Source organism: Micromonospora sp. NPDC023869 (genome assembly GCF_055559695.1).
The window spans coordinates 124,218-148,521 of sequence record NZ_JBVHKD010000012.1 but is presented as its reverse complement, the minus strand read 5'-3'; the positions used below and the strand labels follow the sequence as shown (position 1 = coordinate 148,521).

The window sequence follows — 24,304 nt, the reverse complement described above, 5'->3', positions numbered from 1 at the left end:
GGTCGCGGGGAGGGCCGGGCCGACGCTCAGTGGGCCGGCGGGACCGGGTGGCCGGTGGTCAGCTCGGCGAGCAGGGCGGCCTCGCGGTCCGGGTCGAGACCCACCGGCTCCCGGGCCGGTCGGCCCGCCCGGTCGGGCACCGTGCCGACCCGGCGCAGCCATTCCCAGGTGTCGGCGACGGTGTCGGAGACCGGTCGACCGGTGAACCCGGCGGCGAACGCCCGACTCACGTCGATCTGCTGCATCCACCGGTACGCGTGGCCGGGCGGCAGCCAGACCGGCAACTCGGTCCACGGTGACACGCCCGCGTCGCGCAGGCGCTCCGGCGCGACCCACCGCAGCGACGCGTCCGCGCCGGTCGCCGCGACACAGGCGGCGAGCAGTTCCCCCATGGTGGTGTGCCCGGCACGGTCCACCACGTTGACGGTGCCGCCGAGGCCGGCGGCACCGGCGTCGAGCAGGAAGACGGCCAGGTCCCGCACGTCGACGTACTGCACCGGCAGGTCGGCGGGACCGGGCGCGAGCACGTCACCGCCCCGGGCGATGCGCGTCAGCCACCACGGCAACCGGCCGATGTCCTCGCCGGGGCCGAGGATCAGCCCGGCCCGGCCCAGCAGCACCCGGTCGCCGAAGACCTCCTGCACCGCCCGCTCGGCACCGCGTTTGAGGGTCGGGTAGTCGCCGTCGGCGGCGTCCGGGTCGGCGTCGACCACAGCGTCGTCCTCGGTCACCCCGGCGGGCACCGGCGGCGCGTAGACCGCACCGGAGGAGACGTAGACGTAGTGCCCGACCCGTCCGGCGAGCGTCCGCGCGCCGGCCTGGGCGTCCCGGGGTGCGCCGTCCCAGGTGTCGACCACCACGTCCCACTCGCCGTCGGCCAGCGCGGCCAGCCCGTCCGAGGTGGTGCGGTCGCCGACCAGGTGGCGTACGCCGTCCGGAGGAGCCCCGTGCCGCCCCCGGTTGAACACCGTCACCGACCATTCACGACGGAGGCCCTCGGCGACCGTCGCCCGGCCCACAAACCCGCTGCCGCCCAGCATGAGCATTCTCATGTGGTCCACCCTGCCGTGGGTCGGACGCGGTGGGGCAGCTCGTTCACCGTCAGCAGATCTGCCCTGGGCAGAAGCCGGTCCGGTGCCGTGCCCGGCGGACGCCTACGGCGTGCGCCGGGCACGGGCTTCGGCAGGGCGGTGCCGCGGGCACGGCGGGCACCCCTGGCCGGCTCCTTCATCGAAGGTTGGCACGCTAAATCGTCGTCGCGACCGAGACGCGCGTCAACAACTTCCGGAAAAGTATCGGTAGCTCATCCGGTGGTCGGCCGGGTGGCGGCGCTGTCCCGGACGACCAGTTCGGTGGCCAACTCGATCCGGGGGCTCTCCACCCTCTCCCCCTTGGCCAACCGCAGCACCGTACGCGCCGCCAACATCCCCATCTCGGCCAACGGCTGACGCACCGTGGTCATCGGCGGCGAGGACCAGCGGACCTCCGGCAGATCGTCGAAGCCCACCACGCTGACGTCGTCGGGCACCCGCAACCCCCGCTGCCGGACCGCCTCGTACACCCCCAACGCCATCTGGTCACTGGAGGCGAAGATCGCCGTCGGCGGATCGGCCAGCCCCAGCAGGCGGGTGCCGCCCACGAACCCCGACTCGTGATAGAAGTCGCCCGGGCAGACCAGCGCGTCGTCGAAGCCCAGCCCGGCGGCCTCCAACGCCGCGCGGTAGCCGTCCATCCGGGCCCGGCTGCACATCAACTGCGGCGGCCCGGCGATGAACCCGATCCGCCGGTGACCCAGCCCGATCAGGTACTCGGTGGCCCGCAGGCCGCCGGCCCAGTTGGTGGCACCGACCGTCGGCGCGTCCTGCGGCGGCAGGCCGTCGGCGTCCACGATCACCACCGGGACGTCCATCCGCCGTAACTCGGCCCGCATCGGCGCCTCGACCATGGACGTCACGAAAATAACGCCCTCGGTGCCCCGGCCGCGCAGGCTGGTCAGCCACTGCTCGGCGGGAGCGGTCTGCCGGTGGATGGCGGAGACCACCGTACCCACCCCGGCGGCGTGCGCGACGTCCTCCACACCCCGGATGATCTCCACCGCCCACGGGCTGTCCAGATCGTTGAAGACCAGGTCCACCAACCCCGAACTCGCCCGCATACTCGGCGGACGCCGCTGGTACCCGTGCCGGGTCAGCAACTCCTCCACCCGCTGACGCGTCTGGGGGGCCACGTCCGAACGCCCGTTGATCACCCGCGACACGGTCGGCACGGACACGCCGGCCAGATCGGCGATCGCCGAAATCGTGACCCTGCGGGTCTCTCTGGCAACCACAGCTCCACCCACCCAACCCGGTACGGCGACCCACCCGGCGAGGCAGCCGACAACTCCTACCCTAGTGCCGGAATTTTCACGCGCATACCGGGAGGTGGGGCAGATCCTTCGGGCCGTCGGGTGGTCAACTCCTCGGCGCCGCCGCGCTGTCCCGGACGACCAGTTCGGTGGCCAACTCGATCCGGGGGCTCTCCACCCTCTCCCCCTTGGCCAACCGCAGCACCGTACGCGCCGCCAACATCCCCATCTCGGCCAACGGCTGACGCACCGTGGTCAACGGGGGCGAGGACCAGCGGACCTCCGGCAGATCGTCGAAGCCCACCACGCTGACGTCGTCGGGCACCCGCAACCCCCGCTGCCGGACCGCCTCGTACACCCCCAACGCCATCTGGTCACTGGAGGCGAAGATCGCCGTCGGCGGATCGGCCAGCCCGAGCAACCGCACCCCGCCGGAGAACCCCGCCTCGTGATAGAAGTTGCCGACCTGGATCAACCGGTCGTCCACCGGGATACCGGCCGTCTCCAGCGCCGCGCGGTAGCCGTCCATCCGGGCCCGGCTGCACATCAACTGGGGCAGTCCGGCGATGAACCCGATCCGCCGGTGACCCAGCCCGATCAGGTACTCGGTGGCCCGCAGGCTGCCGGCCCAGTTGGTGGCACCGATCGTCGGCGCGTCCTGGGCGGGGACACCGGCCGGGTCGACGATCACCACCGGGATGTTGAGGCGGCGCAGCTCGGCCTGCTGCGGTCCCTCCAACGTGCTGGTGACGAAGATGACGCCCTCGGTGGAGCGGGTCCGGATGTTGTCCAGCCACTGCTTGGCCGAGGAGGTGCGGCGGTGGATGGCGGAGACCACCGTACCCACCCCGGCGGCGTGCGCGACGTCCTCCACACCCCGGATGATCTCCACCGCCCACGGGCTGTCCAGATCGTTGAAGACCAGGTCCACCAACCCCGAACTCGCCCGCATACTCGGCGGACGCCGCCGGTATCCGTGCCGGGTGAGTAACTCCTCCACCCGCTGACGCGTCTGGGGGGCTACGTCCGAACGCCCGTTGATGACCCGTGAGACGGTCGGCACCGACACGCCGGCCAGGCGGGCGATCGCCGCGATGGTCACTGTGCGGTTGTCGTTGGCAGCCACGCGGCGCCTCCATCTCCTCGCTCGATGGACGCCGCCGACGGAGGCGTCACTGCTGGCTCTTCGCCACCGCGGTGATGTCCTTGAGGATCTGATCCGGCCGCTTACGGCCGATCATCAGCTCGGCGACGCTGTCGTTGACCTGCTGACCGACCGCCGGCGGGTACGCCTGGTCGAGGTAGAGCTGGAACCCGGTCGCGACCGCCAGGTGCGCCGCCACCACCTGGTTGTTCGGGTCCTTGATCCGGCCGACGGCGGCCAGGTTGGTGGGGAGCACAGCTCCGGTCTCGGCGGCCCGGCGCTGGTTCTCCGACCGCAGCAGCAGGCGCAGGAAGTCCACCGTCGCGGGCGGCGCGTCGCGGCCGACCGCGAAGCCGTTGCCGCCGCCGAAAGCGTCGGTGGCGGCACCCTTGCCGCCCTCCACCGTCGGGAAGGTGAAGAAGCCGAGCTGGTTGCCGATGCCGAGCTTGCTGTTCGACGACGACGCCTGGATCGAGGGCGCCCACTGGCCCATCAGCTCCATGGCGGCCTCGCCGTTGCCCATCGCCGCGCCCTGCCCGTCCGCCGTGCCGTACTCCGCGGAGCGCCAGTTCCGCTGGAACGGCTTGAGATCGACCAGCTCCTGTAGGCGCTCACCGGCGGCCACGAACTCCGGGGTGTCGAAGTTGCCGGTCTCGCCCGCGCGGCGCAGGGCGTCCACACCGCCGACGCGCATCGCGAGGTACGCCCAGTAGAAGTGCCCCGGCCACTTGTCCTTGCCGGCGAGCGCGATGGGGGTGATGCCGCGCGCCTTGAGCTTGCCGACCGCCTCCAGCAGCCCGGCCCAGGTGGTCGGCGGCGAGGTGATGCCGGCGTCGGAGAAGTGGTCCCGGTTGTACCAGAAACCGGTCATGCCGACGTCGAACGGGATGCCGTAGATCCGTCCGTCGATCGTGTACGGCTGCAACGCTGCCGGCAGCAACTGCCCGATCCACGGCTCCACGTCAGCGGTGATGTCCTTGACCAGGCCCGCTTCCACCTGCTGCTGCAACAGGCCGCCGCCCCACGACTGGAACAGGTCCGGCGGGGTGCCCTTCTTGGTGATCTCGGCCAGCTCGCCCTTGAAGATCTCGTTCTCCAACGGCTCGATCTCGAACGTCACGTTCGGGTGCCGGCCCGAGTACACCCGCGCCAGGTCGGCCCAGACCGGCAGCATCGGCTCGGTGTTCTGGATGTGCCACCAGTTGATCGTCTGCGGGGCGCCGGTGGTGTCGGACTCGTCGCCTCCGCATCCTCCGAGCAGGAAGGCACCGGCGCCGAGACCGGCCAGACCGAGCAGTGACCTGCGGGAGACGGGCGCTGTCATCTGTATCCCTTCGACAACCGGTGACGTACGCATAGAGGCACCGCGATCGGCGACAGGCCGCGAATGGCAGTTCGAAAGTTTCAACCCGTTGCCGGTATTTTCGACGTGATGGCCGGCACGTTACGACGCGTCGACGTACGCGGTCAAGAGGGCTGTCGCAAGCAGACACTACCCGCTACGGTGATCCGAATCTTGGCGGGTTCCCGCAGCCCACTACCGGAAATCCACCGGGATCGAATCCTGAAGGAGTAGCGCATGTCGGCCGAGCCCGCGGACGTGGCCACCACCCGGTCGATCCGAAACCCGGTCCTCGCCGGTTTCCACCCCGATCCGTCCATCCTGCGCGTCGGCGACGACTACTACCTGGCCACCTCGACCTTCGAGTGGTATCCGGGCGTGCGCGTGCACCATTCCACGGACCTGGTGCACTGGCGCGACCTGGGCGGGATCGTCACCGACCGTCGCCTGCTCGACCTGCGTGCCTGCGACGACGCCGCCGGGATCTGGGCCCCCGACCTGACCCACCACGACGGACTGTTCCACCTCGTCTACAGCGACGTGGCCAGCTTCGCGGGCGGCTACTGGGACGCGCAGAACTTCCTCACCACCGCACCGAGCATCACCGGCCCGTGGTCGGCGCCGGTCCGGCTGCACTCACACGGCTTCGACGCCGCCCTGTTCCACGACAACGACGGCACCACCTGGGTGCTCGCGCTCAGCGCCGAGTGGCGGCCCGGCCGCGACCGCTTCGGCGGCATCGAGATCCAGCAGTACGACCCGGTCGGCAAGCGCATGGTCGGCGAGCCACGGATCATCTTCACCGGCACCGACGTCGGCCTGACCGAGGGACCGCACCTGTACCGCCGCGACGGCTGGTATTGGCTGGTCGTCGCCGAGGGCGGCACGAGCTGGGAGCACCAGGTCACGGTGGCCCGCTCGCGCGAGCTGTTCGGGCCGTACGAGGTCGACCCGGCCGGACCGCTGCTCACCTCCGTCGGCCGGCCCGACCTCAGGTTGCAGAAGGCCGGACACGGCAGCCTGGTGCAGACCCCGCACGGCGACTGGTACCTGGCGCACCTGGTCGGCCGCCCGTACACCCCGCTCGGGAAGTGCGTGCTGGGTCGGGAGACCGCCCTGCAGAAGGTGGACTGGCCGTCCGGCGGGTGGCCCCGCATCGACGGCGGGATCCCGGCCGACGAGGTCCCGGCCCCGGACCTGCCGGCCCGACCGTGGCCGGCGGAACCCGCCGTCGACCACTTCGACGCACCCGAACTGGCGGTGTGCTGGTCGACTCTGCGCCGCCCGGCCGACGACGACTGGATCGACCTGCGCTCCCGCCCCTCGCACCTGCGGGTGCACGGTGGACAGTCGCCGACCGGCAAGCAGACCCCGAGCCTGGTCGCCCGCCGGGTCGGCGCGACGCACTGTTCGCTGGAGACGGTCGTCGAGTTCGACCCGCGCGACCACCGGCACCTGGCCGGCGTGACCGGGTACTACAACACCCGCAACTGGCACCACCTCTATCTGACCCGCGCCGACGACGGGCGCGTGGTGCTGGAGGTGCTCAGCTGCGACCGGGGCCGGCGCACCGCGTACCCGCAGCTCACCGTCGACACCGGCGGCGCCCGCCGGGTCGGCCTGCGGGTGACCTTCGACGGCCCGGCGTTGCGCTTCGAGTACGACCTGGGTGACGGCTGGCGGCAGGTGCCGGTAGAGCTTGACGCCACCATCCTCTCCGACGAGCACGCCACGGAGATGGTCGACGGGGAGTTCACCGCCTGGGGTTTCACCGGTTCGCTGCTCGGGCTCTGGGTGCAGGACATCGGCGGCGACGGCCGGTACGCCGATTTCGACCACGCCACCTACCTCGAACACTGACCACAGGCGCGTCCGGAAAGTTTTCGATATCGCTTTACAGCTCTCTGAACAGGCAATATCCCGAGAGTCGGACGTATCGACCGTTGACGCCCCGGCATCGACGGCCGTAACGTTTCGACCAAGTTACCGGACGCTCCCGGAACGACCGCATCGCCACCGCAGCATCGTCGCCGTGCCAGGTGGGGCGGGTCCGCGCCCCACGCGACCCACTCGCCGCACCACCTCGTCGGAAGGCCACCGGTGATGCCACCGCCCACCCAGTCTCGCCACGCCCCCTACCCCGCCGTCGCGATCCGGCCGGGCATCGGACCCCCGCCGGCACGCCCGGTCGAGGTGATCGACACCGGGCAGGTCCTCTGCCTCACCTTCGACGACGGGCCCCATCCGGTACACACCCCGCGCCTGCTCGACGTGCTGGCCGACCACGACGTCCGGGCGATCTTCTTCCTTCGGGGCGACCAGGTCGTCAGGTACCCCGAGGTGGTCCGCCGGATCACCGCCGAGGGCCACGTGCTCGGCAACCACGGGATGCGGCACGACGACATGAGCGACTGGGCTGCCGGACGCATCGCCTCGGACCTGCTGGAGACCAACGCGGTGATCCGGCAGGCCGTCCCGTACGCCCGGGTCGGCTACTTCCGCGCCCCGTACGGCGCGTGGGGCCAGACCCCCACCGTCGCCGCCGCGCTCGGCATGCGGCCGATGGGTTGGCGGCTCGCCGTCACCGACTGGGAGCCACCCGGCACCGACGAACTGCTGCGACGACTCACCGACGGCGCCGCACCCGGCGCGGTGGTGCTGCTGCACGACGGCGGCGGAGACCGGAGCCAGACCGTCGACGCGGTGGACCGCTTCGTACCGTCGGCACGTGCCGCTGGATGGAGTTTCGCGCTGCCCGATAACAGCGGACGTCACTGACGGCGCCGACACGACGTCTGGTACGCGTGCTTCTCGCCGAGGTACGACGGTCCACACCTGGAATCCGGCCCTTTCGACCTGACGGCGGAAACGGATCGAACGGCGGCCGGCGACATCTGACTGGTCGGTGACGGCAAAGGCGACGGCCGCCTGATCCAGTGGCGATCCGAGTCGGCGACGTTACGGGATCCCGCCGGCGAGGCTCAGCTGCTCCCTCGACGGGGGCGAACAGCCGATGAGCGTGCGGCTCGCCCGGCCAAGATCACGCTCAATCCGGGATCCAGTGGATTCACCGGGGGCACCATAACCACTCGATCCAGGATCGAGCACGACCTTCCGGTTCCCGCATGACGAACGAGTCGACCCATGGCCGATCCCCGACCAAGGTCGGGGTGCGATCCAGACTCATCGAGGCGGGATAGTCACTGACAAATGAGCGTGACCAGCGAAAACATGCGGTGGGCGATACTGGGTTTGAACCAGTGACCTCTTCCGTGTCAAGGAAGCGCGCTCCCACTGCGCCAATCGCCCGTGGAGACCGCCGACACCCGAGGGTGCGGGCAGGCTGCGAGCGGACGACGGGATTCGAACCCGCGACCCTCACCTTGGCAAGGTGATGCGCTACCAGCTGCGCTACGTCCGCGTGCCCCGCGAAGTGCCGGGGACGCGCCAACTCTACCCGATGACAAGATCGCTCGACCGGCCACCCCGCTTCCCGACGTGATTGTGCCGGTCACCGTCGGGGTACAGACCCTCACGACAGCACACCGCGCCCCTGGAAGAAGGAGGCTGTCATGGGTATCGGAACCAGTGTTTTCCTGCTCGCGCTCGGCGCGATCCTCGCCTTCGCGGTCAACGCCAGCATCGGTGGTCTCGACCTGGACGTCGTCGGCTGGATCCTGATGGCGGCCGGCGTACTCGGTCTGATCATGACGACCCTGGTCTGGGGCCGCCGCCGCCAGGTGGTCACCACCGAGCAGCCGGCGGAGTACCGCCGGGTCGAGGAGCGCCGGGACGTCGCGCCGCCGCTGTGAGCGGCGTACGACGGTCGGGTCGGCGGCCGAGGGAGCTGATCGGTCGCAGAGGCAACGACGATGGCGGTCACCATGCATGGTGACCGCCATCGTCGTTCGTGCTAGCTCGGCCTGGTCCGATTCAGGATGCCGTTTAGGTACAGCCCCTCCTGGCAGGTCCGGGGCGTGGCGGCGCCGACCGGGGTGCCGGGTTGCCGGCACTCGATGGTGAGGGTCACCTGCGCTCCGGCCGGTACCCGGATCGGGGTGACCGAGTGGTAGTCCTGGTTGCGGAAGTTCTCCAGGCCGTAGGTGACCACCCGCACGTCGTTGGCGGTGATGGTCAACGTGCCGGTGTCCCCCTGCGGGTTGTCGACCAGGAAGTCCGTGAGCAGGAGGACCCGGTTGCGGGGCACCGTGTAGCTGCGGGACGCCGTGCTGCCGGGGTTGGTCCGCAGCGTCAGCGCGGTGGCGAACTGTCCACCACCGGTGGCGGCTGCCGGGGTCGGCGACGGGCTCGCCGGCGGGGCGGCGGGGGTCTCGGCCCGTTCCTGCGCCACGGCCTCCCGGGCCGCCTGGCCGGCGGCCTCGTTCGCGGATGCCTCCATCTGGGTCGCGGCCTGCGCCACCCGCTCGTCGGCGGCCTCCTGGGCGGCCGACTGCACCGCCGGGCGCAGCAGGCCGAACCATAGCGCCAGCAGGAGCAGCAGCAACGCCAAGAGCAGCGCCAACAGTTTGAGCAGCCACCCGGAGAGGACGGGCTGCTGCACCAGAGTGCCGTCCAGAGTGATCGCGCGACCGTCCCGGTCGGTCAGCAGGGCCCGGAACGGCAGGTGACGCGGGGTGCCTCGCCAGAGCAGCCGCCGTGTCCGTACGCGGAGTCCGGCCTGGTACTGCTCACCCGCGGCCAGGATCATCGCCGGCGGGCGGGCCGTGAAGCGCAGTTGCTCCGCCCCGTCGGTCGCGGTGACGGTCAACTCCTCGCCGATGTTGCCGCCGTTGACGACGGCGAGGCGGTAGCGGGCAGTGAGCCGGGCCCGCCGCACCTGCGGCCGGAGTTCGGCGCCCACCTCGGAGAACGGCGCGATGGTCAGCACGCCTTCCTCGACCGTCGCGGTCTCCGGCGCCTCCGACGGGACCACCCGCACGCCGTACGGCAGATCCCCGGCGCGGACCTCGGAGGACCGGGGCGGACGGACGGTGAGCACGACGGTCTGGCTGGCGCCGGGATAGAGGGAAACCCGGGGCGGATCGAACGTCACCCACGCGTCGGGCACGCCGACGATGGTGAGGTCGTACGCTTCGACGACGTCGCCCGAGTTGCGGATCGTCACCGGTATGTCGACGCTTTCTCCCGGCACGACCACCGTCGGGGTGTCCACCAGACCCAACGAGACGCTCATGTCCGCCCACGCTAGGCGGGTGACGACGCCTGCCGACCGTCCGGCGGGGAACCGGCACGGGCAGAACCGTTGCCCGTTAGGTCCACGTTAGGTGCACGCGAAGTCACGCCGGTCATGCTCTGCGTACCGGCGCGGCACCCGCCGTGCCGCGCCGTCCGGGCCGGACGAACGGGTCCGGGCGTCGAGGTGTGGGGGAGGCTGAAGATGCAGCGTGTCACGGTGAGCGTTCACGCGGAGGACCCGATCTCGCGGTCGGGGGTGGAGAGCCAACTGCGTGCCCGACCGGACCTGTGGGTGATCGAGCCGGGCCGGGAGACGCCGGAGAGCGTCTCGCTGGTGGTCGTCGACGTCCTCGACGAGTCGGCCATCCGGCTGCTGCGCCGCCTGCACCGGACCGGACCGGCCAAACTGGTGCTGGTGCCGGCCCGGATCGACGACGCCGGGTTGTCCCAGGCGGTGGAGCACGGCGTGGTGGGGCTGGTCCGCCGCACCGAGGCGAGCGCGGAACGGCTCAGTCACATCGTCCTGGCCGTGGCCCGTGGTGAGGGCGCGCTCCCGGCGGACCTGCTGGGTCGGCTGATGGCGCAGATGGGGCGGTTGCAGCGGCAGGTCCTCGAACCACGCGGCCTCACCCTGCTCGGGCTGAGCACCCGGGAGGTGGACGTGCTGCGGCTGGTCGCGGACGGGCTCGACACCCGGGAGATCGCCAGCAAGCTGTCGTACTCGGAGCGGACCGTGAAGAACGTCCTGCACGACGTGACCAGTCGGCTGCAACTGCGCAACCGGGCGCACGCCGTGGCGTACGCGCTGCGCAACGGCCTGATCTAGTGCGGTGGATTGCCTGAACGGGCGGCGCCGGATGCCCCCTCGGGTGCCCGGCAGGCCGAGGCGGCCGGACGCCGGAGCACCAGAGGATGACGGTGGCCATCCCGAACGACGTACGCCTCGCGAGGTCCACGTGCGACGCATGATCGGATTCCCTGTCGTCCTGGCCGTGCTGCTCGTCGCTGCGCCGCCACCCACCACAGGGGTCGCCGTCGCCGCGCCCGCACCGGCCCCGACCGCGCCACCCGCACCGGCGCCGAACGACGATCTGAGCCAGCGGATCGCGTACGCCGGCACCGGGCACCGCGGCGTCGGTGTCGTCACGGGCGAGGGCTCGGCGGCGACGGCGGCGCCGTTCTTCGGCCCCGGCCCGGGCCACTTCGACGACGAGGTCTCGGCCCGGGGGTCGACGGTGACCTGGGTGGGTCGGCGGGACACCCGCACCACCGAGGTCTACCTGCGGCGGGGCACCGGCCCGGTGCAGCGGGTCACCGAGAACTCGGCCGACGAGTCCCGGCCGGTGCTCTCCCCCGACGGCTCCCGGATCGCGTACAGCTCCGCCGCCGGGCGGGCCGACGGCGCGCACGACGTGTTCGTGGTCGACGTCGCGACCGGCGACAGCCGACGGGTGACCGACGGCACCGGCGACAACAGGTGGCCGACCTGGTCACCGGAGGGTACGACGCTGGCCTTCGCCGGCCTGCGTGGCGACGCCACGCTCCCCCAGGTCTATCGGATCTCCGCCGACGGCGGCCCGGTCGCCCAGGTCACCACCGAGGCGACCGGTGCCGCCGAGCCGGCCTGGGACCCGAACCCGGCGCACGGACGTCTCGCCTACACGGTCGGGCCGGCCGAACCGGCACCCGAGGTGTGGTTGATCGCTCCGGACGGCACCGCGCGGACCCAGATGCTGCCCGGCGGTTGGCAGGCCCGGCAGCCGGCGTGGACCGCCGACGGGGCGACCGTGGCGTTCGTCAGCCGGACGCTGCCGGACGGCGGGTCGGCCGGAGACGTCGACCGGGTCTACTCGGTGCTGGTGCAGGAGGACGTGTGCCAGTGCGTGGTGGTGCAGCGACTCGGCGAGAACCGCGACGTCAGCCATCCCACCTGGTACACCCCGCCCGGCAGCGACACCGAGTCGCTGCTGGTCGGCCGGACCAGCGCCCTGGACCGGACCACCGCCACCCTCCAGGACATCCGGCCGGATGGAGTGGACCCGCGGGACCTGGGCGTATCGGTGCTCCGGGAGGACCCGGGGGCGCTCGACGACTCCCTGCTGCTCTGGGAGCCGGTGGACGGTGATCCGTGGTTCGAGCGGCAGGCGTACTCGCCGGACGGACGGCAGATCGCGGTCACCCGGTTCGAGACGGTCGACGGCGTACGGACCGAACGGTTGTGGATCGTGGACGCCGACGGGGGTCGGCCCCGGCTGCTGCCGATCGCCGGGCGGGGCAGCGGCGACCGGGAGACCGACCCGGCCTGGTCACCGGACGGCACCCGGCTGGCCCTGGTCCGCAACTCGCCGGGCGACGGGCCGGGAGGACGTACCCCGTCCCGGATCGAGGTGGTCGACGCCGTCGACGGGGACCTCCTGCTGGACCTGCCGGTCCCGGCCCCGCTGGCCGGACTCGACGACACCCAGCCGGCCTGGTCGCCTGACGGCACCCGGCTCGCCTTCACCCGGGGCACCTACCGGGGTGAGGTGTCGACCCACATCTGGACCGCCGACGCCGGCAACGGCCTGGACCAGACCGACCTGACCGAGACGATCTGCGGCGTCGGCTGCCCGGTCGTCGACGACAGCGCCGCCTTCTCGCCGGACGGCACCCGGCTGGCCTTCAACCGGGAGGCCGACGGCGTGGTCCTTCTCGACCTCGACGACGGCGACTGCCGCCTGCTGCTGCCCGCCGGTGGCGGATCGTGCGCCCTGCCGGTGCCCGACCGCGAGGACGCCCCGCACCAGCCCCGCGACGTGGCCTGGTCGCCGGACGGCCAGCGGCTCGCCTTCTCGGCCCGCCGTGCCGAGGGCAACAACTCGCCCGAGGCACTGTGGAGCTACGACCTCGCCGCCGGCACCGTCGGCCCGCTCACCGGGCACCTGCCCGGACGGCAGAAGGAGCCGAGTTGGCAGCGCCGCGTGGACGTCGCCACCAGCGTGTCGGCACCCGCGCCCACCACCACGGTCGGCGGGCGGACCTCGCTGCGGTTCGCCGTCACCGACCAGGGACCGACCGCCGCCGACGACGTCCAGGGCACCCTGCGCGTACCGGCCGGGCTGTCGGTGACCGGCCTCGACACGTCGGCCGGTGAATGCGTGCTCGCCACCCTGCGCTGCGCGTTGGGCCGCGTCGAGGTGGGACGTACCGTCGAGGTGCGGGTCGACCTGGTGGGCGACGCTGCCGGCAGCTTCGAGGTGGGCTGGTCGGTCGAGACCAGCCCGACCGACGCGGACCCGTCGGACAACGCCACGGTGACCACCGTCCGGGTCGTACCCGCACCGCCGGACAGCCCGGCCGACCCGACGATCACCGTCTCGGTCGACCCGCAGCCGGGCTACGTCGGCGGCGTCGTCACCGTCCGGTACACGGTGCGCAACGCGGGCGGGACCACCGCGACCGGCCTGCGGGTCCGCGCCGGCCTGCCCGACGGGGTACCAGCCGGTGGGCTCCTGCCCGACTGCCGCGACGACGGCTGCCCGGTGCCGGACCTCGCCCCCGGCGCTGCCGCCACGGTGGGCGGCACGCTCGCCCCCGGCGCGGCCCTCGACACGACCGTCCGGGGCACCGTCTCCACCACCGGCGGCAACGCCGACCCGGACAACGACACCGCCACCGCGCGGCTGCGGGTGCTCCAGCCGCGTATCGAGGCGGTGCCGGGGATCGGACCGCCCGGCTTCGTCGCCACGATCCGGGGCTTCGACTTCCCACCCCGCCAACCGGTGCGCCTGGCCTGGGACGTCGGCATCACCGCGACCGCCGCACCGGTTCGTCCGGCCGCCGACGGCACCTTCACCGGCCAGGTGCTGGTGCTGCCGAAGGACCGGCTGGGCGAACGCCGGGCGGTGGCCACCGGCATCGGGTTCCGCCCGGTGAACACCCCGTTCCTGGTGGTGCTGCCGGCCCAGCAACCGCCCGGACTGCTGCGCCGCAGTTGGTGACGACGATGGGAGCGGGCGCGTGATACACGAGATCGACGAGGCCCTGCGCGGGTTGGTCGCCACCGAGGCGCTGACGGGTACCGGGGTGGAGGTGTCGTTCGACGCGCCCACCCGGGACTGGGCGACCCGCCGCAACGCACCGACGGTGAACCTGTTCCTCTACGACATCCGGGAGGACCGGTCCCGGTACTTCCAGGGCCGGGTCGCCGAGCGGGACGACACCGGCCAGACGGTGGCCTGGCACGACTCCCCGCACTTCTTCGCGCTCTCCTATCTGGTCACCGCGTGGACCAACCGGCCCACCGACGAGCACCGCCTGCTCGCCACCCTGTTGGCCGGTCTGATCCGGTACGACGAGGTGCCGACCGAGCGGCTGACCGGATCGCTGGCCGCGCTCGGCCTGGCCGTACCGCTGTCGGTCGCCGCGCCGCCCGGCGAGGGACGTGCCCTGGCAGACGTGTGGACCGCGCTCGGCGGCGAGCTCAAACCATCGCTGGACCTGGTGGTCACCGCCCCGGTGTCGACCCGCCGGTCGCCGGCCGCCCCGCCGGTGCGGGAGCGGACCGTCCAGGTCGGTGACGTCGCCGGGGCGCGGGTGAGTCGGCGTACGCACACGATGGCAAACCCCCGCCGGGACGGCGACGGTCGGTTCCCCGGGCCGGGCGGTCTGCGGTGAGCGGGGCGGACGACACGGCGTACCTGTCGGAGCGGCTCGGGCTGCTCGCCGCGCGGGTAGGCCGGGCGGTGACCGAGCGCCGCCGGAACGACCCCGACCCGGACGACGCCTTCCGTGGGCTGTACGTGTCAGCCGACCACGCCGAACGCCTGGCCGCCGCCCCTACCCGAGCTGCCGCATCCGTCGGGGTGTCGAGAAAGGAGGGGTCCCCTGATAACGCCTCGTGCATAGCAGGGGACCCCTCCTTACCTCCCGACGGGGACGAGCCGCGACTGCTCCGGTTGGCCCGCCGGTTCGGACTCAGCGCACTGGACGTGGACTTCCTGCTGGTCGCGTTGCTGCCCGACGTCGAGGCCCGGTACGAGAAGCTCTACGGCTATCTCCACGACGACGTCAGCCGGCGTCGCGCCACCATCGGGCTGGCCCTGGAGCTGTGCGGGTTGCCCGCCTCGGCGGTCGCCGGTCGGTCCCGGTTCGCCGCCTCCGCGCCCCTGGTCGGCGGCGGGCTGCTGCTGGTCGAGCAGCCGGACCAGCCGTACCTGTCCCGGCCGTTGCGGGTGCCCGACCGGGTGGCCGGGTACCTGCTCGGTGACGACACCGTCGATGCCCGGCTCGCCGAGCTGGCCTGGCCCGTCGGGGACGACACGGCCCCGCCGTCGGACACCGCGTACCGCCTCGGCGCGGCGGTACGCGCCGGAGTGCGCCGGGCCTACCTGCGGGAACAACCCGGCGCCGTCGCCGACGACCTGGGGGTCGCGGCGCTGCTCTCGGCCGGTTGGGCGGTGCTCCGGCTCGACCTGGACGCGTTGGCCGCCGAACCGGCCCCGGCCGACGTGCTGGCCGTGGTGGTGCGGGAGGCCCGGCTGCGCGGTGCCGGCCTGGTCGCCGGCCCGGTCCAGGCACTCGACCCGATCAGCGTGCCGGCACATGCCCGGCTGCTGCGTCGGGTCACCGACCAGCCGGTGCCGGTGCTGCTCACCGGGACTGTCGAGTGGGATCCGCACTGGAGTCGGCAGGCGCCGCTGCTGGTCACCGCCACGCCGCTGGACGAACAGGGCCGGGCCCGACTGTGGCGCACGGCGGGCGCGGCGCGGGCCGCCGACCGGCCCGAGGGCTGGACCGACGGCGTCGACCCGGCGCGGGAGCTGGCGGCGTACCTGCTCGGCCCGGACCAGATCCGGCGGGCCGCGCAGGCCGCCGACCAGCTCGCGCTCTTCGCGGGCGCGGACCGGGTGGACGCCGGGCACCTGCGCGCGGGGGTACGCGGACAGAACGCCGGTGGTCTGGCCCGACTGTCCCGACGGATCGAACCCGGCGTCGGCTGGGCCGATCTGGTGCTCCCCGACCAGGTGCACGACCAGTTGCGGGAGCTGGCCCTGCGGGTGCGGTACCGGGACCGGGTACTCGGCCGGTGGCGGATGCGCCCCGGCGGCGGGCGGGGGCGCGGAGTGCTGGCGCTGTTCGCCGGCGACTCGGGCACCGGCAAGACCATGTCGGCGGAGGTGGTCGCCGCCGATCTCGGCCTGGACCTGTACGTCGTGGACCTGTCCACGGTGGTGGACAAGTACGTCGGCCAGACGGAGAAGAACCTGGAGCGGATCTTCACCGAGGCGGCCGGTGTCAACGGTCTGTTGCTCTTCGACGAGGCGGACGCCATCTTCGGCAAGCGGTCGGAAGTCAAGGACGCCCGGGACCGCTACGCCAACCTGGAGAGCGCCTACCTGCTGCAACGCATGGAGTCCTTCGACGGCGTCGCGGTGCTCACCACGAACCTGCGCGCCAACCTGGACGAGGCGTTCACCCGACGGCTCGACCTGATCGTCGACTTCGCCATGCCGGACGTGGCGCAGCGGCGGGCGCTCTGGGACCGCTGCCTCGGCACCGAACTGCCCCGCGATCCCGACCTGGACCTGGATTTCTGCGCCCGCAGCTTCGAGTTGGCCGGCGGCAGCATCCGGGCCTGTGTGGTGACCGCCGCCTACCTGGCGGCGCAGGCCGGTCGGCCGGTACGGATGGCGGACCTGGTCGGTGCGGTGCAGCGGGAGTACCGCAAGCTCGGCCGGCTGCTGCTGGAGAGTGAGTTCGGCGTGCACCAACCACGCGGGGAGCCCGCGCGGGTCCACTGACGAGAGGGCAGCGATGCGAGCACACGATCCAGCCGGCCGCGACGTCTCGGCCCGCCCCGTCACGCCGGCCAAACCGGAGACCACCGGGGCCGAACAGGTCCGGGCGGAGGCGGGTGCGGTGCCCGTCGGTCCGGCCGGCGTCGGACCGAGCGGCGCGGCGGCCACCATCCTGGACCTGCAACACCGGGCCGGTAACGCCGCCGCCACCCGGGCGGTGCAGCGGATGCGGTGCGCCGACCCGGACCACGGACACGAGTCGGAGCCGATCCAACGGTCGGCGGTGAACGAGGTGCTGCGTTCGGCCGGCAGCCCGCTGGCCGGGCCGGTGCGGCAGGACATGGAGGCGCGGCTGGGCGCGGACTTCTCCGACGTACGCCTGCACACCGGCGCGCTCGCCGAACGTTCGACGGCGGAGGTGGACGCCCGCGCCTTCACGTCGGGATCGCACGTGGTGATCGGCCGGGGCGGGAGCGACCGGCACACCCTGGCCCACGAACTCACGCACGTCATCCAGCAGCGCTCCGGCCCGGTCGCCGGCACCGACAACGGTCACGGCCAGCGGGTCTCCGACCCGGGTGACGCCTTCGAGCGGGCGGCCGAGGCGAACGCCCGCCGGGCGCTCAGGGAGCCGCCCGCGCAGCGGGCAGATGCGTCGACCTCCCCGGAACCACGGCCGGGTCCGGCCCAGCCGGTCAGGCCGGACGTGGCCCGTGTCCCGGGGGTGCAGCGGACGGCAGGGAACGCCGAGGTGACCGGGACGACCGGCCGGGACACGCCCGTGCAGCGGATGACGATGGACGCCTTCCAGCAACGGCTGAGCGCCGCGGGCCTGGCCGACGACCAGGACTTCCTCATGCGTTTCGAACTGGAACGCGGCAAGCTGAACCGGGGCCCGCTGCTGCCGCAGCAGGCGGGAGCGCCGTCCCGGCTGGAGCAGTTCGTCACCGACGACGAGATGACCGACGAGAAACTGACCGAGTACATCAACGCGCACGATCCCGATCGCCGAGCGCCGTACGCCCAGCCCCAGGAACTGACCGATGCCAAACGCACCGGCATCGAGGTCGAGATCCCCAAGGTGCAGCTCAGCAGCGACGACGACACGGTAGTCCTCGTCAACGGCATGGCTCTGGCCAGGACGGACAAGGTGACCCCGGTCGGGGAGAACGGCCAGCTCCCCCTGCTCAAGCTGGAGGTGGAGGGTGTCGCACCGCCGAGGAACTCGCCGACCATCGAGCTGATCTACGGCCCTCTGGCGACCAGGGCCTACGCGCGGCCTCACGTGATCTCGGCACGCAAGAAGCTCGGCACGGCGTTGACGAGAAAGGGCTCGCTCGAGGAGATCCTCAACGAGTACAACAAGACGCTGCGCGGCGAGGAGCAGGACTTCAGCCTGAACATCGACGCCGATGCGACAAGCGTGCGCAAGGACAGGACGAACACCGACCCGTTCGAGAGCGCCAACCAGCAGACCAACGTCTCCCTCCCGTACGAGAACCTGGGTAAGGCCAGCGCGGGGGAGATCGAGGCGGCGCAGGAACGGCACAACCGGTCGGGCGTGTCGGCGCAGGGTGCTAGCCGACCCACTCGAGGCGTGCCGGCGGCACGCGGCGGCCGGGGCGGCGCGTCGGCCCGGGCCGCCAGCAAGCGGCCGGCCCCGCCGCCGTCGCCGATGTCCGGGTTGTTCTTCAAGGAGGAACATCGCCGGGTCTACGACTTCGCCCGGGTCGAAGCCCACGTCATGGTCGCCGGCATGAAGGCGCACTGGAGGCAGACCTATTCCCCGGCGGACTACCCGGACGCGACACTCCCGCCGGTGAGCGGCAACGTGGCGGCGCTGCTCACCCAGGTCATGCTTCAAGAAGCCCTGTTCGGCATCTTCGGCAAGGATCGCGACGCCCTGGCGAAGGAGGACAAGTACCAGTTCAACACCATGCTCAAGGCAAGCCCCCAGGACGCGGTGATGTCCATCCTCGACGACGGCGAGGCAAAGGTGCTCCTGGCCTGGTTGGGCGCGACCGGCAAGACGGACCTGGCGGCGGGTGCGACCAGCGCGTGGTCGAGATCCAACAGACCCGCGACGCGACAAGTGCCTGCGGCATCCCTGACCTATCTGGAGGACGCTCTGGTCACCCGGCTCATCACCGGCCGCCAACTGCTGAAGATGCTCCGCGACGACGACACCGTGGCGACCAGGACCCCGGTCGCCAGCCCGCGCGGCGTGGAGGTCGGCGAACTCACCCACTTCCATCCGCGACCCAGCAACCGGGTACCGATCACGATCAGCGGTGACAAGTACTACTTCGTCATCGAGCAGCGCAACTCGGGACACGAGTTCAACCGCGTTGGCCCGGACTACCAGACGAGCCAGAAGGTCGCGGCGATCAGGGAGGTCCAGGACTACTGACCCGGCCATGCACCCCCACCGCCGACGGTGTCCGATCGAGGCCGCCCTCACCGTGGGGGCGGCCTCGATCCGGGTCGGACGCGGCGGTGGGCTACGCGTCGGCGACGAGCTGTGCGTAGTCGTCGTCGGTGCCGACCAGCGCGGAGAAGATCTCCCGCAGCCTGCTCTCGTCTCGCTCCGCCCGGTTGATCTGCTCGGTCAGCTTGGCGTCCTCCGCCTTGAGCTTGCGCAACCAGTCGCCGCCGAGCGTGACCCGCATGGTGTCCAGCTTGCCCACCCCGATCTTGTCCTGCTTGAGCCCGCCGACACTGGACGCCGGGTTGGCGGTCGCCTCGGTGGACTTGGCGGTGTGGCGGTATCCGACCGGATTCTGTGGGGCGTTCGGATCCGGCTTGGACAGCCCGATCGCGTGCAGCACGGTGTCCTTCACCGATTCGGGGGCGGTGGTCTCCAGGCCGATCTGGAGCCAGCCGATGTCGCTGCTGGTGGGCGGTTTGTAGACGAGCAGGATGTGGCCGTGCAGGCCGTTGGGGAGCACCACGTCACCGTTGAAGTCACGGCTGCCGATGCCACCGGCCGCGATGTCCGCACCACGCTCGTCGCGCCGGGGGTGCTTGAATAGTTTGCCGGCCGTCGCCTTCACACCGCCGACCTCGCGCAGCGTCTCCTCGCTGCCGCCGGTCATGTCGTGCGTGCTGAACGCCCGCTTCGGCAGGTTCCGCATCCCCAACCACTCCGGCAGCGACCTGCCACCGATCGGTTCCGCCGTCTCCTCCCGGGGGATCTCCACCCGGACGTTGACCCGTCCGCCGTGCGCGAGGGCCCGCGCCACGGCTCCGGTGTGGCGGCGCCACTGCCGGTCCGCCGAGTTCTTGCCCTCGGCCCCGGCCACCTCCAGACCCTGCTGGATGATCACGAACAGCCGCCGTAGCAGCGTGTTGGCCTGCTGGTTCTTTCGGTTGAACTCCTCGATCTGCTGCGCGCTGAGTCCCTCGGTGCTCTCCTGGCCGGCCTGGAGATCCTGGGCGGCGAGGGTGGCGGCAAACGTGTCGCGCACGTCGGTGGTCAGTTCCGCCTCCAGCTCCTCGCGCAGCGGGTCGCCCTCGGGCGCGGAACGCATCATGATGCCCCGGGCCAGCACGTACGCGGGGGTGTCGCGGATGCCTGCGGCGTCCGCCCGCCTCTCCCAGGCCAGGGTGGCGACGTACAGCCGCCGTCCCGGGGGCAGTTGCAGCCAGTCGTAGTACCGGCTGGCGTCCAGGTACGCCTGCGCCTGCTCGAACGACCCGGTCTCGGCCTGCATCGCGCTGCCGGGACCGGCCGCCTCGATCTCCGCCCGCTCGGCGGCGCGCAGCAGCGGCCCCCGGGACAGTCGCGGGGTGTAGTCCGGCGCCGCCTGCTCGGTCGAGGCCGACTGGGCACCGCCGGGTGCCCGCTGCACCGGCAGGGCGGGTGCGCTGCCGTGCTCACCGGAGAGTGCCGCGGCGACGGCCGCGTTCCCGGCAGCGTGCTGAAGCGCCATGATCGGATGTTCCGGCCGGGCACCGGACGCGGTGCCACCGCGACGGACCGACCCTCCCGTACCGCGCTCGCCCTGGTCCTGACGCCACTCTCCGGCCCGCATCGTGCTCCTTCCGGCCCGCTGGATCTTCCTGCCGTGCGGCAAGTCTGCGCGGCCGCGCGGGCAGTCGACGGTGGCCGCGAGGGCACCTTCGCGGGTAAGGCACGTGGGGCGGATCGGGAAGTGCCGGCGACGCGGGCGGGCATCGGCGGCACACCGCTCAGGCCAGCCGCAGCACCCGCTTGAGGAAGGCGATCGCCTGGTTGATGGCCGCCTCGGCCGCCTCGGTGCCGCGCAACGCGTCGAGCATCACGAAGTCGTGGACGATCCCCTGGTAGCGGGTCGCCGAGACCTGCACACCGGCCGACCGCAGCAGGTGGGCGTACGCCTCACCCTCGTCCCGCAGCACGTCGGCCTCGGCGGTGATGACCAGTGCGGGTGGCAGCCCGGCGAGGATTTCCGGGGCCGCCCGCAGCGGTGAGGCCGCCACCTCGGCCCGCACCGCCTCGTCCGGCGCGTACTGGTCCCAGAACCAGCGCATGGTGTCCCGGCGCAGGTGGAAGCCCTCGGCGAACATCCGGTACGACGCGGTGTCGAAGCCGGCGTCGGTGACCGGATAGAAGAGCACCTGACCGACCGGTCTCGGCGTACCGCGCCGCTTCGCCAGCAGCGTCACCGCCGTCGCCAGGGTGCCGCCCACCGAGTCACCGGCCACGGCGATCCGCTCACCGTCCAGATCGGCCGCACCTGGTCCGGCGAGCCAGCGCAGCACCGTGTGGCACTCCTCGACCGCCACCGGGTAGCACGCCTCGGGCGCGAGGCTGTAGTACGGGAAGACCACGGCGGCACCGGTCCCGACGGCCAACTCCCGGACCAACCGGTCGTGGGTGCCGCAGTTGCCGAGGACCCAGCCGGTGCCGTGCAGATAGAGGATCACCGGCAGCCGGCCGATGGCACCGGCCGGTCGGACCACCCGGACCACGATCTCACCGCCCGGCCCGCCGGGCACCACCCGCTCGTCCAGGTCGGCGTCGGGCCTGGCCAGGTTCCCGGACTGGAGGTCGTCCAGGACCCGCCGGCCCCGCTCCGGTCCCAGCTCGTGCAGGTACGGCGGTCGCGCGGTCGCCTCGGCGAACCGTCGGGCGGCGGGTTCCAGCACGATCCCGGCGGGGACGTCTCGCCTGAGGATGGGCATCCGACCACTCCCGGGATCCGGGCCGCGAACGCGGCGGAGACTCCGGGGTGTCCCCCGGGTACGCGGAGCCTCCCCGGCCCCCGTCCGGAAAGACATCCGCCATCTGACGGCACTGTCGGTGGACTGCCCCTTCGGGTAGTGGCCGCTTCCCCGCCGCCCGCCCGTCGAGTCATGGTTACCGCCACCGGGCGTGACCAGACTTCTCCTCACGGATCGCCGTCGTGCCCGAGGGAGCGTGTCATGCCGTCGTACCTGTCACCCGGGGTGTACGTGGAGGAGGTGCCGAGCGGTTCACGCCCGATCGAGGGTGTGGGCACCGCCGTCGCCGCCTTCGTGGGCTTCGCCGCCAGGGGGCCGTTGCACACCGCGACCCTGGTGACCAACTGGAGCCAGTTCGTCCAGACGTTCGGGGAGGCGCTCGACGACGCCTACCTCGCGCACGCGGTGTACGGCTACTTCGCCAACGGCGGCGGCATCTGTTACGTGGTGCGGGTCGGTGCTTCGGAGACTGCGACCGAGGCGACCGGGACGACCAGGACGGGCCGCACGGTCACCGGGCCTTCGGTGGCGCTCGGCACCTTCACCGTCACCGCCCTGCCCGGCTCCGGTGACGGCGGTGAGCTCACCGTCGAGGTGGCCGACGTCGAGGGCGAGTCCGTGCCGGAGGACCGGTTCCGGCTGGTCGTCCGGCAGGGCGGCACGGAACGGGAGGCGTTCGACGTCTCCGCGAAGCGCAACACCAAGGCGTACGTGGTCAACCAGGTGCGGGAACGGTCGAAGCTGATCGCGGTCGAGGAGGCGGCACCGGCCAGCTCGCTGGTCCGGCCCTCGAAGCAGTCGGTGAGCGTGCCGCCGGTGCCGACCGAGGACGCCGGGCTGCCCGCCCGGATCTCCGCCGACGACTACGTCGGTGACGCGGACGCCCGGACCGGCTTCGGTGGGCTGGAGGCGGTCGACGAGATCACCATGGTCGCGGTGCCCGACCTGATGAGCGCCTACCAGCAGGGCCGGATCAGCCTGGAGGACGTCAAGGCGGTCCAGCTGGCGGTCATCTCGCACTGCGAGCAGATGGGCGACCGGATGGCGCTGCTCGACCCGCCGCCGGAGCTGACCGCCCGGCAGGTGTTGACCTGGCGGCAGGAGGAGGCCGGGTACGACTCCCGCTTCGCCGCCCTCTACTACCCCTGGATCAAGGTCTTCGACCCGGCCAGCGGGCAGCACCGGTTCCTGCCGCCGAGCGGGCACGTGGCCGGCCTGTGGTCGCGTACGGACGCGGAGCGCGGGGTCCACAAGGCACCGGCGAACGACGTGCTCCGGGGCGTGATCGAGGTGCAGAACTCGGTGACGAAGGGCGAACAGGATCTGCTCAACCCGATCGGGGTGAACTGCATCCGCACCTTCCCCGGTCGCGGGATCCGGGTGTGGGGCGCCCGGACCCTCTCCTCGGACCCCGCCTGGCGCTACATCAACGTGCGCCGGCTGTTCAACTACATCGAGGAGTCGATCCTGCTCGGCACCCAGTGGGCGGTCTTCGAGCCCAACGACGAGCGGCTCTGGGGGACGATCCGGCGCAACATCGCCGCGTTCCTCACCGAGGAGTGGCGCAGCGGGGCGCTGTTCGGCAGCACGGCCGCCGAGGCGTTCTATGTCAAGTGCGACCGGGAGACCAACCCACCGGAGTCGGTCAACCTCGGCCGGGTGGTCTGCGAGGTCGGCGTCTCCCCGGTACGCCCCGCCGAGTTCGTCGTCTTCCGGATGTCGCAGTACTCCGACAGCACCAGTCTCGTCTCCGAGTGACCCGACGCGTACGCACCACAGACCTGTGACGGCTAGGAAAGGACGGTAGCCAGCGATGGCGGAGACGGGCGATACCTTCGTTACCCACCGGTTCCAGGTGGAACTCGGCAAGGCACGGGTCGAATCGGTCCAGGAGGTCAGCGGCCTCACCGTGGAACTCGACGCGATCGAGGTCACCCAGGTCACCCCGACCGGGGAGTACATCATCCGCAAGATCCCGGGGGCCCGGAAGGGCGGCGAGGTGACCATCACCCGGGGCTTGGACAAGAGCAGCGCCTTCACCGAGTGGATCAAGGACACGTACGAGAAGGGCGCGATCAACACGGCCCGGCAGAACATCAGCGTGATCGTGGTGGACGCGGAGAACTCGGAGCAGCGCCGGTGGGACCTGACCAACGCCTGGGTGAGCCGGTGGGAGGGCCCCAGCCTGCGGGCCGGTGACACCTCCCCGGCCACCGAGAAGATCACGATCGTCTTCGAGGAGATCACCAGTTCCTGAGGCGCACCACCACGTACCGCGTGAAGGGAGGTAG

17 protein-coding genes and 2 tRNA genes are annotated in these 24,304 nt (G+C 71.9%); 10 read left to right on the top strand and 9 right to left on the bottom strand.

Annotated elements, in window-relative coordinates; all coding sequences use genetic code 11:
• Positions 1–26: 26 nt before the first annotated feature.
• The 4 genes from ACZ31C_RS26995 to ACZ31C_RS26980 form a co-directional block, all read right to left on the bottom strand.
• Positions 27–1,052 (bottom strand): NAD-dependent epimerase/dehydratase family protein, encoded by a 1,026-nt coding sequence (locus ACZ31C_RS26995; RefSeq protein WP_465797652.1) that lies wholly within the window; start codon positions 1,050–1,052, stop codon positions 27–29.
• Between the two features lie 251 nt (positions 1,053–1,303).
• A complete protein-coding gene (locus tag ACZ31C_RS26990) occupies positions 1,304–2,329 on the bottom strand; it encodes a LacI family DNA-binding transcriptional regulator (RefSeq protein ID WP_465797651.1) in 1,026 nt (341 codons plus the stop codon).
• 124 nt (positions 2,330–2,453) lie between these two features.
• A complete protein-coding gene (locus ACZ31C_RS26985) occupies positions 2,454–3,473 on the bottom strand; it encodes a LacI family DNA-binding transcriptional regulator (RefSeq protein ID WP_396751997.1) in 1,020 nt (339 codons plus the stop codon).
• A 46-nt stretch (positions 3,474–3,519) separates the two neighbouring features.
• The gene (locus ACZ31C_RS26980) at positions 3,520–4,815 is read right to left on the bottom strand and encodes an extracellular solute-binding protein (RefSeq protein WP_465797650.1); all 1,296 of its coding nucleotides are present in this window, start codon (positions 4,813–4,815) and stop codon (positions 3,520–3,522) included.
• Positions 4,816–5,070: 255 nt separating this feature from the next.
• Between ACZ31C_RS26980 and ACZ31C_RS26975 the strand changes: the two genes are divergently transcribed.
• Positions 5,071–6,693: a glycoside hydrolase family 43 protein gene (locus tag ACZ31C_RS26975; RefSeq protein WP_465797649.1), complete on the top strand. Its 1,623-nt coding sequence runs from the start codon at positions 5,071–5,073 to the stop codon at positions 6,691–6,693.
• 243 nt (positions 6,694–6,936) lie between these two features.
• Positions 6,937–7,611, top strand: a complete 675-nt coding sequence (locus ACZ31C_RS26970; RefSeq protein ID WP_465797648.1) for a polysaccharide deacetylase family protein — start codon at positions 6,937–6,939, stop codon at positions 7,609–7,611.
• Positions 7,612–8,070: 459 nt separating this feature from the next.
• Here the strand turns inward: ACZ31C_RS26970 and ACZ31C_RS26965 are convergent.
• Together ACZ31C_RS26965 and ACZ31C_RS26960 are read right to left on the bottom strand one after the other, a co-directional pair.
• Positions 8,071–8,142: transfer RNA gene (locus ACZ31C_RS26965), tRNA-Val, on the bottom strand.
• A 39-nt stretch (positions 8,143–8,181) separates the two neighbouring features.
• Positions 8,182–8,254, bottom strand: a tRNA-Gly gene (locus ACZ31C_RS26960).
• A gap of 151 nt (positions 8,255–8,405) precedes the next feature.
• Here ACZ31C_RS26960 and ACZ31C_RS26955 point away from each other — a divergent pair.
• Complete coding sequence (locus tag ACZ31C_RS26955; RefSeq protein ID WP_396691481.1) at positions 8,406–8,645, top strand: DUF6458 family protein; 240 nt, start codon at positions 8,406–8,408, stop codon at positions 8,643–8,645.
• Positions 8,646–8,746: 101 nt separating this feature from the next.
• On the opposite strand, the gene ACZ31C_RS26950 is transcribed toward ACZ31C_RS26955, so the two are convergent.
• A complete protein-coding gene (locus ACZ31C_RS26950) occupies positions 8,747–10,027 on the bottom strand; it encodes a hypothetical protein (RefSeq protein ID WP_396751988.1) in 1,281 nt (426 codons plus the stop codon).
• A gap of 219 nt (positions 10,028–10,246) precedes the next feature.
• On the opposite strand from ACZ31C_RS26950, the gene ACZ31C_RS26945 reads away from it, so the two are divergent.
• The 5 genes from ACZ31C_RS26945 (at position 10,247) to ACZ31C_RS26925 (ending at position 19,218) form a co-directional block, all read left to right on the top strand.
• Entirely contained in the window at positions 10,247–10,855 is a 609-nt protein-coding gene (locus ACZ31C_RS26945) for a helix-turn-helix transcriptional regulator (protein WP_350695515.1), read from the top strand.
• Positions 10,856–10,994: 139 nt separating this feature from the next.
• Positions 10,995–14,009: a hypothetical protein gene (locus tag ACZ31C_RS26940; protein ID WP_465797647.1), complete on the top strand. Its 3,015-nt coding sequence runs from the start codon at positions 10,995–10,997 to the stop codon at positions 14,007–14,009.
• Positions 14,010–14,028: 19 nt separating this feature from the next.
• On the top strand, positions 14,029–14,685 hold the full coding sequence (locus ACZ31C_RS26935) for a Pvc16 family protein (protein ID WP_449944757.1): 657 nt from the start codon (positions 14,029–14,031) through the stop codon (positions 14,683–14,685).
• The gene (locus tag ACZ31C_RS26930; protein ID WP_465797646.1) at positions 14,682–16,811 is read left to right on the top strand and encodes an ATP-binding protein; all 2,130 of its coding nucleotides are present in this window, start codon (positions 14,682–14,684) and stop codon (positions 16,809–16,811) included. Before ACZ31C_RS26935 ends, ACZ31C_RS26930 begins: the two co-directional genes overlap by 4 nt.
• A 13-nt stretch (positions 16,812–16,824) precedes the next feature.
• A complete protein-coding gene (locus ACZ31C_RS26925; RefSeq protein ID WP_465797645.1) occupies positions 16,825–19,218 on the top strand; it encodes an eCIS core domain-containing protein in 2,394 nt (797 codons plus the stop codon).
• Positions 19,219–19,309: 91 nt separating this feature from the next.
• On the opposite strand, the gene ACZ31C_RS26920 is transcribed toward ACZ31C_RS26925, so the two are convergent.
• The gene (locus ACZ31C_RS26920) at positions 19,310–20,740 is read right to left on the bottom strand and encodes a hypothetical protein (protein WP_465797644.1); all 1,431 of its coding nucleotides are present in this window, start codon (positions 20,738–20,740) and stop codon (positions 19,310–19,312) included.
• A gap of 259 nt (positions 20,741–20,999) precedes the next feature.
• Positions 21,000–21,974, bottom strand: coding sequence for an alpha/beta hydrolase (locus ACZ31C_RS26915; protein ID WP_465797643.1), 975 nt, complete (start codon positions 21,972–21,974; stop codon positions 21,000–21,002).
• 240 nt (positions 21,975–22,214) lie between these two features.
• On the opposite strand from ACZ31C_RS26915, the gene ACZ31C_RS26910 reads away from it, so the two are divergent.
• On the top strand, positions 22,215–23,771 hold the full coding sequence (locus ACZ31C_RS26910; RefSeq protein WP_465797642.1) for a phage tail sheath family protein: 1,557 nt from the start codon (positions 22,215–22,217) through the stop codon (positions 23,769–23,771).
• 55 nt (positions 23,772–23,826) lie between these two features.
• A complete protein-coding gene (locus tag ACZ31C_RS26905) occupies positions 23,827–24,270 on the top strand; it encodes a phage tail protein (protein ID WP_350695527.1) in 444 nt (147 codons plus the stop codon).
• Positions 24,271–24,304: the final 34 nt, after the last annotated feature.

Bases quoted from the DNA above. Each gene is read 5' to 3' on its own strand.
- ACZ31C_RS26995 (WP_465797652.1), bottom strand. From the start codon at position 1,052: ATGAGAATGCTCATGCTGGGCGGCAGCGGGTTTGTGGGCCGGGCGACG.
- ACZ31C_RS26980 (WP_465797650.1), bottom strand. From the start codon at position 4,815: ATGACAGCGCCCGTCTCCCGCAGGTCACTGCTCGGTCTGGCCGGTCTC.
- ACZ31C_RS26975 (WP_465797649.1), top strand. From the start codon at position 5,071: ATGTCGGCCGAGCCCGCGGACGTGGCCACCACCCGGTCGATCCGAAAC.
- ACZ31C_RS26970 (WP_465797648.1), top strand. From the start codon at position 6,937: ATGCCACCGCCCACCCAGTCTCGCCACGCCCCCTACCCCGCCGTCGCG.
- ACZ31C_RS26955 (WP_396691481.1), top strand. From the start codon at position 8,406: ATGGGTATCGGAACCAGTGTTTTCCTGCTCGCGCTCGGCGCGATCCTC.
- ACZ31C_RS26950 (WP_396751988.1), bottom strand. From the start codon at position 10,027: ATGAGCGTCTCGTTGGGTCTGGTGGACACCCCGACGGTGGTCGTGCCG.
- ACZ31C_RS26940 (WP_465797647.1), top strand. From the start codon at position 10,995: ATGATCGGATTCCCTGTCGTCCTGGCCGTGCTGCTCGTCGCTGCGCCG.
- ACZ31C_RS26925 (WP_465797645.1), top strand. From the start codon at position 16,825: ATGCGAGCACACGATCCAGCCGGCCGCGACGTCTCGGCCCGCCCCGTC.
- ACZ31C_RS26920 (WP_465797644.1), bottom strand. From the start codon at position 20,740: ATGGCGCTTCAGCACGCTGCCGGGAACGCGGCCGTCGCCGCGGCACTC.
- ACZ31C_RS26915 (WP_465797643.1), bottom strand. From the start codon at position 21,974: ATGCCCATCCTCAGGCGAGACGTCCCCGCCGGGATCGTGCTGGAACCC.
- ACZ31C_RS26910 (WP_465797642.1), top strand. From the start codon at position 22,215: ATGCCGTCGTACCTGTCACCCGGGGTGTACGTGGAGGAGGTGCCGAGC.
- ACZ31C_RS26905 (WP_350695527.1), top strand. From the start codon at position 23,827: ATGGCGGAGACGGGCGATACCTTCGTTACCCACCGGTTCCAGGTGGAA.